Here is a 13,774-nt window from a genome sequence, read left to right as displayed (position 1 = left end):
AGACGTCCGCCCGTCCCCGTTCCTAGAATCGACCATAGGGAACCACGGGGGAAGGAGACCGGATGGACGAGCAGCAGACGCCGTTCGACGAGCCGCGGCGCACGGATCCGGCGCGCCCGGCGCGGGAGGACGCGCGGGATAGGGAACGCGATCAACGGCAAGGCCGAGGCCGGGCCGATCCCCCGAATGCGATCGGGGCCCCCATCGCGCTCGGGGCCACGGGACTGGTCATCGCCGTCGTCGCGTGGAAGTTCTCGATGGGCGCCTCGCAGACCGCGTTCCAGGCGGTACTCGCCGAGAACGTCGGTCTGCTCATGATGGCGCTGGCGGCGCTCACCGCCGCGATCATGACGATCCGATCCCGGGTCGTCGCCGCGGTCGTACTTCTGCTCGCCGCGGTCGGCTTCGGCTACTACGGCGTCCGCGGCGCCATGGACTGGACGCTGGATCAGCGGGACGGCGTGCGGGACGCCACCGCGTCGGTCATGTCGCTGGAGCTCGAATCGTCCGACGAGGGCGACTTCGAGTACTACAAGCTGACCGTGCGCATGCCCGAAGGCGGCAGCAGGGAATGGAATCTGAGCAAGGAGCTCGCCGCCGGATGGGAACCCCGGGTGGGCGACGAGGTCGACGTCACCTACTATCCGCGCACGGACGTCCTCACTTCGCTGAGCCGACGATGACGGCCTCCGGACCGGACGAATGATGGACGGCGAACGCAGAGAGGGGCGGGACCGCAATCCCATCGGATCACGGTCCCGCCCCTCTCCTAGATACGGATGCACGGACGCACGGACACGTCTGACGGCGAGGTCAGACCGCGGTGCCGTTGGCGTCGAGGTTCGGATTGTACTTCGCGTCCCCGGCGGTGAAGAACAGGCTGAGCACGCCCACCACGAACACGGCGGACACCGTGATGATGAGCCACAGCGGATGGCTGGGCAGCCACATCACCACGAAGAACCCGATGATGGACAGCGCGATGAGCACCCAGCTGACCAGGCGGAACCAGCCCTTGACGTCGGAGGGCGCGGACAGGCCCTTGGACGGGTTGCGGTAGTCCGGGTTGGTGTTGTACGCGGTCTCCGTCTCCTCGTCCTCCACGCGGGCGGTGGGCTTCCAGGGGCCGGAGTCGTCGATGCCGTCGCGCAGGCGCTCGGACTTGGCCTGCAGCGCGTACTCGTCGATCATGCCGGCGCGCTGGCGGCCGCGGGTCTGATCGTACTGGGACGGGATGCCCCTCTTCTCCCTCTTCGCGGCGGCACGGCGTTCGGCGCGGTTCGGCATGACTGTAACTCCTTCATCGATGCGACATACGGGAAATCCTGCGGCAAGTGTACCGCAGGATTCCGGTTCGGGGTCGATCACGCGCCGTGGCGTGCGGCGCGTGATCGGCAAGGGACGCCGCGGCGGCTCAGCGCGGCAGCATCATCGGACGCTGCGAGGCGACGATCGGCGCCGGCAGCTCGGTGGAGCCGGTGAGGTACTTGTCCACGGCGGCCGCGCAGGAACGGCCCTCGGACATGGCCCACACCACGAGGCTCTGGCCGCGTCCGGCGTCGCCGCAGGCGAACACGCCGTCCTGAGAGGTGGCGAACTCGTCGTTGCGCGCCACGTTGCCGCGGCCGTCCAGCTCCACGGGAAGCTGGTCGACGAGCGTGGTGGTGTCCGGGTGGAGGAAGCCCACGGAGATGAGCACCAGATCGGCGGGCAGCACGCGCTCGGTGCCGGGCTGGCGGGTGAACGGGCCGTTCTCGCCGGGGGCGACGGACACGACCTTCAGGCCGGTCACGTGGCCGTTCTCGTCGGACACGAAGCCTTCGGACGCGGTGGAGTTCTCGATCCTCACACGCGCCTGCTCCTCCTCGGAGCCGATGAAGTTGACCGAATCGGTGCTGTACACGTAGGTGCCGCCCTCCTCCATCGAGGAGGTCTTCTGGTAGAGGCGCGCGAACGTGGGCCACGGGGCGTTATCCGGGCGGGAGGTCGGCTCCTTCGGCATGATCTGCAGGACGGTGACGTCCTTCGCGCCCTGGCGGATCGCGGTGCCGAGGCAGTCGGAGCCGGTGTCACCGCCGCCGATGACGATGACGTGCTTGTCCTTCGCGTCGATGTCGTGCACGGGCTTGACGCCGTACACGCGGCGGGTCGCGTCGGGCAGGTACTCCATGGCGAAGTGGATGCCCTTGAGCTCGCGGCCGGGGATCTTCATGTCGCGCGGCACGGTGGAGCCGATGGCCACCACGACGGCATCGTAGCGGGATCGCAGGTCGTCCCACGAGATGTCCTTGCCGATCTCCACGCCGGTGCGGAAGCGCGTGCCCTCGGCCTCCATCTGCTCGACGCGGCGGTCGATGAGATGCTTGTCGAGCTTGAAGTTCGGGATGCCGTAGCGCATGAGGCCGCCGATGGCGTCGTCGCGCTCGTACACGACGACCGTGTGGCCGGCGCGGGTGAGCTGCTGCGCGCAGGCGAGGCCCGCGGGGCCGGAGCCCACGACAGCGACGGTCTGGTCGGTCAGTCGCTGGGGCGGCAGCGGCTTGACGTAGCCGAGCTCCCACGCCTGGTCGATGATGGTGACCTCGTCGTTCTTGATCATGGTGGGCGGCTGGTGGATGCCCAGCACGCACGCCTGCTCGCACAGGGCGGGGCAGATGCGACCCGTGACCTCGGGGAAGTTGCTCGTGGTGGACAGGCGGTTGTAGGCGTCCTCCCACTTCTCCTGGCGCACGAGATCGTTGAACTCGGGGATCAGGTTGCCCAGCGGGCAGCCGGACATGCAGAACGGGGTGCCGCAGTCCATGCAGCGGGCCGCCTGCTCGGTGGTCCACGGCTGCAGGCCGGACTCGGCGTGCACGTCGAACCAGTCCTTGATGCGCTCGGCGACCGGACGCTCGGCCAGCTCGCGACGGGTGCGGACCTTCAGGAATCCTCTGGGATCTCCCATGTCAGTGGGCTCCTTCCATGACGTGTTCGTAGGTCTTCTCCCACACGCCGGGCGCGGAGAAGTCGAGATGGTTGGCCTCGGCGTCGGCCAGCGCGGCGAGCATGGCCACGTAGTGGGCGGGCACGACGTGCGTGAAGCGCTTCGCGGAGGCGGTCCAGTCGTCGAGCAGGCCCTTCGCGAACTCGGAGCCGGTCTCCTCGGCGTGCTTCCTGACGAGCTCGTGCACGAGCTCCTCCTTGCCTTCGAGCGGCTGGAACAGCAGCGCGCCATTGTGCGCGGCCTCGGGGTTGACCTTGGCCATGTCGAGGTCGAGCACGTACGCGTTGCCGCCAGAGAAGCCGGCGCCGAAATTGCGGCCCGTGGGTCCGAGCACCACCACGGTGCCGCCGGTCATGTACTCGCAGCCGTGGTCGCCCACGCCTTCGACGACGAACGTGGCGCCGGAGTTGCGCACACCGAAGCGCTCGCCCGCGCGACCGGCCACGAACAGCTCGCCGGAGGTGGCGCCGAAGCCGGTCACGTTGCCGGCGATGACGTTCTCGTGCGGGTCGAACGTGACGCCGTCCTCGGCGCGGACGATGAGGCGTCCGCCGGACAGGCCCTTGCCGGCGTAGTCGTTGACCTCGCCGTAGACGCGCATGGTCTCGCCGCGCGGGATGAACGCGCCGATGGACTGGCCGCCGGAGCCGTGCAGGGTCATGTCGATGGTGTCGTCGGGCAGGCCCTCGGCACCGTAGCGGCGGGTGATCTCGTAGCCGACCATCGTGCCGAGCGTGCGGTTCACGTTGCGGATCGGCACCTCGATGCGCACGGGCTCGCGGCGCTCCAGCGCCGGCTCGGCCATCTTGATGAGCTCGTTGTCGAGCGCCTTCTCCAGCTCGTGGTCCTGAGGCTCGGTGTTGTGCAGGATGGTGCCGGGGACCGGGCCGGGCTGCATGAGCACGTTCTTCAGGTCGACGCCGTCGGCCTTCCAGCGCCTGATCGCCTCGTCCTGGTCCAGACATTCGACGTGGCCCACGGCCTCCTCGAGCGTGCGGAAGCCGAGCTCGGCGAGGATCTCGCGCACCTCCTCGGCGATGTACATGAAGAAGTTGATCACGTGCTCGGGCTTGCCGCGGAAGCGGGCGCGGAGCTCCGGATCCTGCGTGGCGATGCCCTGCGGGCAGGTGTTCTTCTGGCAGGCGCGCATCATGACGCAGCCTTCGACGATCAGCGCGGCGGTGGCGAAGCCGAACTCCTCGGCGCCCAGCAGCGCGGCGATGACCACGTCGCGACCGGTCTTGAGCTCGCCGTCGCACTGCACGACGATGCGGGAGCGCAGGCCGTTGAGGATCAGCGTCTGCTGCGTCTCGGCCAGACCGATCTCCCACGGGGTGCCCGCGTGGCGGATCGCGTTGAGCGGGGCCGCGCCGGTGCCGCCGTCGTAGCCGGAGATCAGCACCACGTCGGCATGGCACTTGGCCACGCCGGCCGCGATGGTGCCGACGCCGAACTCGGAGACGAGCTTGACGTGGATGCGGGCCTTCGGGTTCGCCATCTTCGCGTCGTTGATGAGCTGCTTGAGGTCCTCGATGGAGTAGATGTCGTGGTGCGGCGGCGGGGAGATGAGCTCCACGCCGGGCGTCGCGTGGCGGACCTTGGCGATCCACGGCGGCACCTTCGCGCCGGGCAGGTGGCCGCCCTCGCCGGGCTTGGCGCCCTGGGCGAGCTTGATCTGCAGGTCGGTGGCGTGCACCAGGTAGTCGGAGGTGACGCCGAAGCGCGCGGACGCGATCTGCTTGATGCGGCTGTAGCGCAGCGGATCCTCGATGCGGTCGTCGGACTCGCCGCCCTCGCCGGAGTTGGAGCGCGCGTCGAGCGTGTTCATGGCGATGGCGAGCGTCTCGTGCGCCTCCTGCGAGATGGAGCCGTAGCTCATCGCGCCGGTGGAGAAGCGCTTGACGATCTCGCTGGCCGGCTCGACCTCGGAGATGTCGATCGGCTTGCGGTCGTGCCTGAACTTCATGAGGCCGCGCAGCGTCATGATCCTGTTCGAGGTGTCGTTGATGTGGTGCGAGTACTTCTTGAACATCTGGTAGTCGCCGCGCTGCGTGGACTGCTGCAGCAGGAAGATCGCCTCGGGATCGTTGAGGTGGTCCTCGCCGGTGCGGCGCCACTTGTACTCGCCGCCGGTCTCCAGGTTCATGTGCGGGGTGGCGGTCCACTGGTTCGGGTAGGCGACGCGGTGGCGGATGGCCACCTCCTCGGCGAGCTCGTCGAGGCCGACGCCGCCGACCTGCGAGACCGTGCCGGTGAAGTACTTGTCCACGACCTGTTGGCTCAGGCCCACGGCCTCGAACAGCTGCGCGCCGCGGTAGCTCATGATGGTGGACACGCCCATCTTGGACATGATCTTGAGCACGCCGGTGGACAGCGCCTTGGTGAGATTCCTCACGGCGGTGGGGCCGTCGACCTTCACGTAGCCGGTGCGCGAGAGGTCCTCGACGGACTCGAACGCGAGGTACGGGTTCACGCAGGCGGCGCCGTAGGCGATGAGCAGCGCGACGTGGTGGATCTCGCGCACGTCGCCGGCCTCCACGGCCATGGAGATCTGCGTGCGCGTGTGGCGGCGCAGCAGGTGGTGCTGCACGGCCGCGGTGAGCAGCAGCGACGGGATCGGGCCCCACGTGTGGTTGGAGTCGCGGTCGGACAGCACGATGAAGTTGCTGCCGTTCTCGATGGCCTCGTCGACCTCGGCGAAGATCTCCTCGAGACGCTCCTCGAGCGCCTTGCCGCCGCCGGCGACCTGATACAGGCCCCTGACGACGAACGGCTTGTAGTAGCCGCCGAGCACCTTGGCCCTGTCGAGGCGCTTGAGCTGGGCCATCTCGTCGGAGTTGATGACGGGCAGCGGGATGAGGATCTTCTTGGCATGCAGCTCGGTGTCCTCGAGCAGGTTCGGCTCCGGGCCGATGGCGGACTCAAGCGAGGTGACGATCTCCTCGCGCTCCCAGTCCAGCGGCGGGTTGGTGACCTGCGCGAACTTCTGGTGGAAGTAGTCGAACAGCATGCGGCTGCGCTTGGAGAGCACGGGCAGCGGGTTGTCGTTGCCCATGGAGCCCAGCGGCTCCTTGCCGGTGTTGGCCATGGGGGCGAGCAGGAGCTTGAGGTCCTCCTCGGTGTAGCCGAACGCGCGCTGGCGGCGCTGCACGGATTGGCCGGAATGGCTCACGTGCTCGCGCTGCGGCAGGTCGCTCATCTCGATGGAGTTACCCTCCACCCACTGGCGGTACGGGTGCTGTGAGGCGAGCTGGCGCTTGATCTCCTCGTCCGGGATCATGCGGCCTTCGGCGGTGTCCACGAGGAACATCTTGCCGGGCTCCAGACGGCCCTTGGCCACGACCTTGTCCTGCGGGATGTTCGGCAGCACGCCGGCCTCGGAGGCGAGCACGAGGTAGCCGTCGGCGTCGAGCTGCCAGCGGCCGGGGCGGAAGCCGTTGCGGTCGAGCAGCGCGCCCACCTGGGTGCCGTCGGTGAAGATGATGTCGGCCGGGCCGTCCCACGGCTCGATGAGCGTGTTGTTGTACTCGTAGAACGCCTTGACGTCCGGGTCGAGCGAATCGTTCTTCTCCCATGCGGGCGGCAGCATCATGCTGATGGCGTGCGGCAGGGAGCGGCCGGCGAGGTGCAGCAGCTCGAGGCACTCGTCGAACGTGCCGGAGTCGGAGTAGCCAGGCGTGGTGATGGGCAGCAGCGGCTTGAACTCGCCGAGCAGCTCGGAGCTCAGGCGGCCCTCGCGGGCGGACAGCCAGTTGCGGTTGCCCTGGATCGTGTTGATCTCGCCGTTGTGCGCCAGCAGGCGGAACGGCTGGGCCAGCGGCCAGCTCGGGAACGTGTTGGTGGAGAAGCGCGAGTGGACGATCGCGATGGTGGTCTTCATGCGCTCGTCCGACAGGTCCTTGAAGAACGGAGTGAGCTGCATGGTGGTGAGCATGCCCTTGTACGTGATGGTGCGGGCGGACAGCGACGCGAAGTAGACGCCCACCTCGTGCTCGACGCGCTTGCGGATGCGGAACGTCCTGCGGTCCAGGTCGATGCCGGCGAGCTCGCCGTCCGGAGAGGCCACGATGAGCGTCTTGAAGCTCGGCATGGTGGCCAGGGCCTGCAGACCCAGCCCGTCCGGATTGGTGGGCACGACGCGCCATGCGAGCACCTCGAGGCCCTCCTCGCGCACGATGCGGGCGATGGCCTGCTCCTGCTGGCCGGAGGTGGCGATGTCGCGGTCGAGGAACGCGATGCCGGCGGCATAGTGGCCGGGCTCGGGCAGCTCGACGCCGGCGGTGGCGCGCACGAACTCGTCGGGCATGCTCATGAGAATGCCGGCACCGTCGCCCGTGTTCTCCTCTGCGCCCACGGCACCGCGGTGGTTGAGGTTGACGAGCACCTCGATGGCGTCGTCGACGATCCTGCGCTCGGGTCGCTTGTTGAGGGTCGTGACCATACCGACGCCGCAAGCGTCGTGCTCGCTGTTCGGGCTGTACAACCCTTGGGAATCATGGATCGTGAGATCTAGCGGAGCGTGGAAAGTCACCGAAACCACCTTAATGCTCGTTTTGGCGGATTGGTCAAGAAACGGTCTTGACAATCTGCGGTTCTTTGGATAATGCGCTAGTCAGCGTACAACCCGGGTATGTCAAACACGTTTCGGCGTCCATATAACGGCTGAACGGAAAAGTCAATACCCTTGCCGCCATCGCGCTCCCCCGGCGTTTCCTGCCTCCCCGTGCCTCCCTCACGCGCAATCGCCGCATCGTCGCATCGTCGCACCACCGACGGCGTCCTCGATCGAGAACACGAAATCACGGGCGCAAATGGACGAAATCCGGAATTCCAAGCGCCAAACCCCCGCATTCCCGTCCGTTTGGCGCTTGGAATTCCGGATTTCGTCCATTTCGGCCCGTCAATTCAGTGCGCGGGCAGCACCAGTGGGCCTCATCGCGCGAGCCACGCCCGGAAAATCAAGTCGCCGGAGTCCCCGTCTCAGCAGGCATCCGTGCGGCGGCCGGTCAGGACCATCGGCCTGCGGTTCGGCGCGATGGCATGGCCAGTCACGCTCCCGTCCGCGGCGACCGATGCCTCAAGGCGCACGTCCAGCACGCCGAAGGGCAGTCGCACCGAAACGCCGAATGCATGCAGCGCGCCGTCGCGGCGGCCGTCGAACCGCGAGACACGTCCCATCACCTTGGCCTTGCCGTGGAACGTGGCGCGCGTCGCATCGTCATAGCAGATGATGACGGGAACGGCGATCGCGCCGACCGGCGAGTCGATCCGCACGGCGTAGCGGGCGGTGAGCGTCGGATCGTCGCCGGGGTCGGGTGCGAATCGGACGGAGGCCGCCTCGGCTGCGGCTGCGGCGATCCTCGGCATGGCCTCGCGCGGCGGAACGGGCACCGGCACGCTGACGCGTCTGCGCGGGAAGAGATCGCGCAGCAGCCGAATGTGCCAGCGCTCCTCGCGGCGCCTCTTCTCACGCTCCGCTGCACGCTCTCCCGCACGCTCTCCCGCGGCCTTGTCCGCTCCCCCGCGCTGCGTCCGCTATTCCACCGACTTGAGGGCGGCGAGCATGTCCACGTCGCGGAGCCTGCGGTACACCACCCAGCCGAGCGCGGCGAGCACTGCGGCCACCACCGCGAGCGGCAGGGCGAACGAGGGCCATGCCAGCGCCGGGTCGAACATCACCTCGTCGGGCGGCACCTCGGCGATGATGTAGCGGTGGAGCCCCGCGCCGAACCCGTAGCCGGCGAGGATGCCCAGCGCGGAGAGCACGATGGTTTCGCGGTAGATGTACATGGCGGTCTCGTTCGAGTGGAAGCCGAGCACCTTGATGGTGGACAGCTCCCTGATGCGTTCGGAGACGTTGAGGTTGGTGAGGTTGTAGAGGATCACCACCGCCAGCAGCACGGCCACGAGGATGAGCACTTCCATGATCTGGTCGAGCGAGTCGACGATGGTGGCCACCTGGTTCTTCTCGGTGGTGTTCTGCACCACGCCGCGCACCCCGTCCACGGCCATGAGCGCCGCGCCCTGACGGTTGGCGTTGTTCGCGGACGGATCGACGAGGCGGACCATGTACGCGTTGGACTGGTAATCCCTGCCGAACGTGCGCTCGTAGCCGCCGGAGGTCATGACCATGAAGTGGCCGATGTACATTTCGGTCACGCCGTCGACGCGCACCTCGCGCTGAACGCCGTCCGGGTCGGTCACGGCGATGGTGTCGCCCGGCTTCGCGCCGAGCATGGCGGCCATGCGCTCCGAGATGACGGCGCCGCGGTCGGTGAGCACCTGCGGCCTGTGCGTGGCGCGGTCGCGCAGGGTGATGTAGTCGCCGAAGTTGTACGCGTCGTCGGTGACGATGAGCGTGATGGACTGCTTGTCTCCCTGCTTGCCGGCGGTCTTGGTGAGCTCCTCGTAGCGGATGGGCATGGATGCGCGCACCGCGTCGTTGCCGCCGTTGTCGCCGTCGCTCGCAGCGCTGCCGCCGTTCGCGGTGTCGTCGGCGGCGCGCACGGCCTTGGCCACTTGATCGCGCTGCTCGGCGTTGTTGTCGGATTTCTCCGCCACGATGAGGTCGTAGTGGATCACCTCGCCGAACTGCCGCTCCTGGATCTGCCCGATGGACGCCTGAACGCCGAGTCCCGCGGTGAGCAGCGCCACCGCGCCGGCCACGCCAATGATGGTCATGAGCCCGCGCGACTTGTAGCGGAACAGGTTGCGGGCCGTCACCTTGCGGGTGAAGCTCAGACGGCTCCACAGCGGTGTGACGCGTTCGAGGAGGATCTTGGAGCCCTTGGCGGGCGGCTTGGGCAGCAGCAGCGCGGCGGGCTTCTCCCTGAGTTCGCGGGCGGCCACGAGCCATGCGGGCACGACGGCGCTCAGCCATGCCAGCACGAACGAGACGGCGGCAATGGCCGGGTGGAACTCCAGCGCGATGCGCGGCATGGTGAATCCGGAGTCGTAGGCGTGGTACACGATGAGCGGCAGGATCGTGTGCCCGGCCGCGACTCCGATCACGGTGCCGAGCGTGGAGGCCGCGAACCCGTAGACCGTGAACTTCTTGAGGATGTCGCGGTCGTCGTATCCCAGCGCCTTGAGGGTGCCGGAGTTGCCGCGCTCCTCGTCGACCATGCGGCCCATGGTGGTGAACGTGACGAGCGCGGCCACGAGGTACAGGAAGATCGGGAAGATCATGGCAAGCTTCTGCACGATGGTCGCGATGATCTCGTAGACGCGGTAGCCCACGGAGGTGAGGCCTTCGCGCCGGCCGTCGATCGAGTACGCCGGCACTTCCAGCGTGTCCACCTTCTCGCTGGCCAGTTCGATCTCATGCTCCGCGTCGGCGATCTTCCGCTCCGCCTCGGGCTTGGCGTCGTTGAATTCCTTGAGCTTGGCGTTGTACTCCTCCTCGGCCTTCTCGAGGTCGCGCTGGCCTTGGATGAGCTGCCGCGCGCCGGATGCGGCGGATCCTGTGGAGGATGCGGCGCTGGATGCGGCCTGCCCGAGCTCCCGCTGCTTGGCGGCGAGCTGGTTCGAGGCGTCGGCGAGCGCGGCGGCGTTCCTCTGGTACTCTTCGCTGCCTTGGTCGAGCTGCGCGGCGGCGTCGCGGTAGTGTGCCAGCCCCTCGTAGTAGGCGGCGAGGCTCTGGTTGTACTGCGCCACGGCGTCGTTGTATGCCGTGACCACTTCGCCGTAGCGGCCGGAGACGGTGTCGTACAGGCTGCCGGTCAGTCCGGTGGCGTTCCATGCGTCGAGGAGGCGGCCGGTCTGGTCGAGGATGGGCTTGACGGCGGTGAGGACCGCGCGGGCCTGATCGAGCTGCGTGCGGGCGTCCTTGAGCTGGTCGGATGCTTCGGCGAGCTGGTTCTGGCCGTGCGCGAGGGTCTGAGCGCCGGCGGCGAGCTTGGTCTGCGCGCCGTCGATGGCGGTGCCTGCGGCGGCGATCTGCGCGGTGCCGCTGGACAGCTGGGCGAGCGCGGAGGACGCCTGGTCCACGGCTTCGAGTTCGCCGGCGGTCATCTGGTCCTTGCCGTTCTCGATCTGCGCCTTGGCCTGGTCGAGCTGGGTCTGCGCGTCTGCGAGCTGCTGCTTGGCGTCGTTGACCTGCTGGCGCGCCTTGTCGATCTGCTCGCGCCGGTCGGTCTGGATGGATGCGCGGCGGGCTTCGGGCTGGTTCGCGAGCCGGCGTTCGAGCGTCTCCTTGTGCTCCTGCACGCGGTCGCGGTAGGCGGCGTCCCAGTAGTCGAGCCCGGCGGTGTCGTCGAAGGTGACGCGGCCGATCATCCTGACGTCGGAGTCGAAGGAGGAGGCGGGCACGACCGCGTATCCGTCGAGCTCTCCGGTGCCTGCGGTGGACTGACCCATGTTGAGGTTGGAGACGGCGTCGCTCGCGTTGACGAAACCGACCACGGCGAACGTGCCGCGCGTGAGCACGGTGTCGCCGGCGATGTCGGGCAGTTCGGTCACGGCGATGGTGCTGTCGACGGCGTACTTGCTGCGTTCTGCGGAGTCGAGGGCGATTTCGCCGTCCGTCTGGGGCAGCCTGCCTTCGACGACTTCGTAGGTGGAGACGGTTTCGGGCAGCGAGTGGATGCGCAGGCTGTGGTCGCTGTTGGCGATCGTCACGTCCTTGAAGTAGCCGAATTCGGCGTCCTTCACGCCCGGGGTTTCGCGCACGATCGTCTCGTCGTCGTCGGTGAGCCCGTAGTCGCTCACGATGGTCACGTCGGCGAGGTTGTGCTCGGCGTAGAACGCGCGGCCGGTGGACTGCATGTCCGGCGCGGTGGCGAACAGGCCGACGAGGGCGAACGATCCGAGGGCCATGAGGCTCACGATGGAGGCGAATCGTCCCTTGGATTTGGCGAGGGTGACGCGGATGTCCTTCCACAGCGTGCGCTTGCGGATGGCGAATGGTCTGGTACGTACGTCCGTACGTCCACGGCGGTCGGTTCGACGATCGCTTCGACGATCGGTTCGGCGGCTGTGCACTGTCATGGGCCTCACCATTCCAGTTCCTTGATGTCCATCGGATGCTCGTTGACCTCGATGGCCTTGACGCGGGCGTCGTGCATGTGGATCACGCGGTCGGCGATGGGCGCGATGGCGGAGTTGTGCGTGACGATGACCACGGTGGCGCCCTTGGCGCGGCTCTGGTCCTGCAGGATCTGCAGCACCTGCTTGCCGGTGTTGTAGTCGAGCGCGCCGGTGGGTTCGTCGCACAGGAGGATCTTGGGGTTCTTGGCCACGGCGCGGGCGATGGCGACGCGCTGCTGCTCGCCGCCGGACAGCTGCGCCGGGAAGCTGTCGATGCGGTCGGCGAGCCCCACGTCGGTCAGGACCTGCACCGGATCCTGCGCGTCGGGCACGATCTCGGAGGCGAGCTCCACGTTCTCCTTGGCGGTGAGGTTGGCGACGAGGTTGTAGAACTGGAACACGAAGCCGATGTCGCGGCGGCGGTAGTCGGTGAGCTGGCGGGGCGTGTAGTCGGAGATGTCCTTCCCGTCGATGATGACCTGCCCCTCGGAGTTGGTGTCCATGCCGCCCAGGATGTTGAGCACCGTGGATTTGCCGGCGCCGGACGAGCCGAGGATGATGGCGAGCTCGCCCTTCTCGATGCCGAAGCTCACGTCGTTGTTGGCGACGATGGTGCTGCTTCCCATGTGATAGCGCTTGAAGCTGTGGGCCATTTCGATGTAGGCCATGCCGCGCTCCTTCCCTGTTTCCTGCCGCCGGCCATGAATTGCCGACATCCGATCGTTATTCAACAGATATACGTTTGACAACATGTGTCGTTTATGCGCTATCATGATGGCAAACGATCGGGGGTCGCGCAACGACCAATCCGCAGGCATTCCGACGGATAGCCGACACAACGAGCCGAAAGTGAGGGATACCGCACCATGTCCGATGCAATAGTCGCCAAAACCGCTACGGAAGCCAAGCCGTCGAAGCCGCTCGACCGCCGCGCCCGCCGCACGCGGGCCATGCTGCAGGAAGCGATGCTCAAGCTGCTGGAACGCAAGCCGCTCAACAAGATCAGCGTCACCGAACTCACCGAGCTCGCAGACGTGAACCGCGCCACCTTCTACGCGCACTACACGGACATCTACGACATGTTCGAGCAGATCAAGGCCGAGCTCATCGACACGCTGGGCGACATCATCGCCCGGCACGGCGAGGAGATCTCGCAGGCCGAATACCGGCCGCTCATCCGCGAGATCTTCGAGTTCGCCGACGCGCACGAGCATCTGTTCTCCCTGCTCGTCGGCAATCAGGGCGACGCGCTGTACGCCGACCTCATCGCCGCGGTCGAACGGCAGCTCGTCCGACTCGTCGATCCCATCGCCGCCGCGGAGCAGCACGACCGCAGCCTCGGCGCCGCCCCCGCCCACAACCGCAGCGCCGTCGAGACCGTGCGCACCTACCAGTTCGCCTATCTGGCCGGAGGCATCGTCAACGTGCTGCAGGCGTGGTTCCAGCGCGGACGGCGGGAACCCGTGGACTTCATGGCGAGCATGGTGGCCACCACCACGCGGATGGCCGGCATCGAGTCCCTGACCCTGAACCTCAGGCTCGTCGAAGGCAAGGAGGACATCCGCGCGTGACGCATTGCGCGCGCTCGCCCGCCCGGCGCCCCCTCCGCACCGCGCGCGGCCGCCTGCCTTCGCCGCCTTCGCCGCTCATGGGATTCGTTCTCAGGCTCCGGCGAACCGTCCGAAATCGTATCGCCCCATACAAAAACGGACGCTCGCCGATCCTCAGCGTCCGAAATCGTACAGCCCCGCACAATTTCGG

Annotated in this window: 8 protein-coding genes; 2 read left to right on the top strand and 6 right to left on the bottom strand. The window is 67.5% G+C overall.

Annotated features, from left to right (window positions below; genetic code table 11):
• Nucleotides 1–62 precede the first annotated feature (62 nt).
• Nucleotides 63–683 carry a hypothetical protein gene (locus tag G1C96_RS01205; protein WP_169274821.1) on the top strand — a complete coding sequence of 207 codons (621 nt, stop codon included), beginning with the start codon at nucleotides 63–65 and terminating at the stop codon, nucleotides 681–683.
• Between the two features lie 130 nt (nucleotides 684–813).
• On the opposite strand, the gene G1C96_RS01200 is transcribed toward G1C96_RS01205, so the two are convergent.
• The 6 genes from G1C96_RS01200 to G1C96_RS01175 all read right to left on the bottom strand — a co-directional run bounded on the left by G1C96_RS01200 (nucleotide 814) and on the right by G1C96_RS01175 (nucleotide 12,681).
• The gene (locus G1C96_RS01200) at nucleotides 814–1,287 is read right to left on the bottom strand and encodes a tripartite tricarboxylate transporter TctB family protein (protein WP_169274820.1); all 474 of its coding nucleotides are present in this window, start codon (nucleotides 1,285–1,287) and stop codon (nucleotides 814–816) included.
• 127 nt (nucleotides 1,288–1,414) lie between these two features.
• Entirely contained in the window at nucleotides 1,415–2,947 is a 1,533-nt protein-coding gene (locus G1C96_RS01195) for a glutamate synthase subunit beta (RefSeq protein ID WP_169274819.1), read from the bottom strand.
• 1 nt (nucleotide 2,948) lies between these two features.
• The gene (gene gltB / locus G1C96_RS01190) at nucleotides 2,949–7,517 is read right to left on the bottom strand and encodes a glutamate synthase large subunit (protein ID WP_169274818.1); all 4,569 of its coding nucleotides are present in this window, start codon (nucleotides 7,515–7,517) and stop codon (nucleotides 2,949–2,951) included.
• Between the two features lie 449 nt (nucleotides 7,518–7,966).
• Nucleotides 7,967–8,383, bottom strand: a complete 417-nt coding sequence (locus G1C96_RS01185; RefSeq protein WP_169274817.1) for a hypothetical protein — start codon at nucleotides 8,381–8,383, stop codon at nucleotides 7,967–7,969.
• Nucleotides 8,384–8,521: 138 nt separating this feature from the next.
• Nucleotides 8,522–11,974: an ABC transporter permease gene (locus G1C96_RS01180; protein ID WP_205831985.1), complete on the bottom strand. Its 3,453-nt coding sequence runs from the start codon at nucleotides 11,972–11,974 to the stop codon at nucleotides 8,522–8,524.
• 5 nt (nucleotides 11,975–11,979) lie between these two features.
• The gene (locus G1C96_RS01175; protein WP_169274816.1) at nucleotides 11,980–12,681 is read right to left on the bottom strand and encodes an ABC transporter ATP-binding protein; all 702 of its coding nucleotides are present in this window, start codon (nucleotides 12,679–12,681) and stop codon (nucleotides 11,980–11,982) included.
• Between the two features lie 198 nt (nucleotides 12,682–12,879).
• Between G1C96_RS01175 and G1C96_RS01170 the strand changes: the two genes are divergently transcribed.
• On the top strand, nucleotides 12,880–13,584 hold the full coding sequence (locus tag G1C96_RS01170) for a TetR/AcrR family transcriptional regulator (RefSeq protein ID WP_169274815.1): 705 nt from the start codon (nucleotides 12,880–12,882) through the stop codon (nucleotides 13,582–13,584).
• The last annotated feature ends 190 nt before the right edge of the window (nucleotides 13,585–13,774 follow it).

It is taken from the genome of Bifidobacterium moraviense, from assembly GCF_012932365.1.
In the GTDB taxonomy this organism is placed as follows: domain Bacteria; phylum Actinomycetota; class Actinomycetes; order Actinomycetales; family Bifidobacteriaceae; genus Bifidobacterium; species Bifidobacterium moraviense.
Note: the sequence above shows the minus strand (reverse complement) of the source record. Positions and strands in the feature narration are given on the sequence as shown.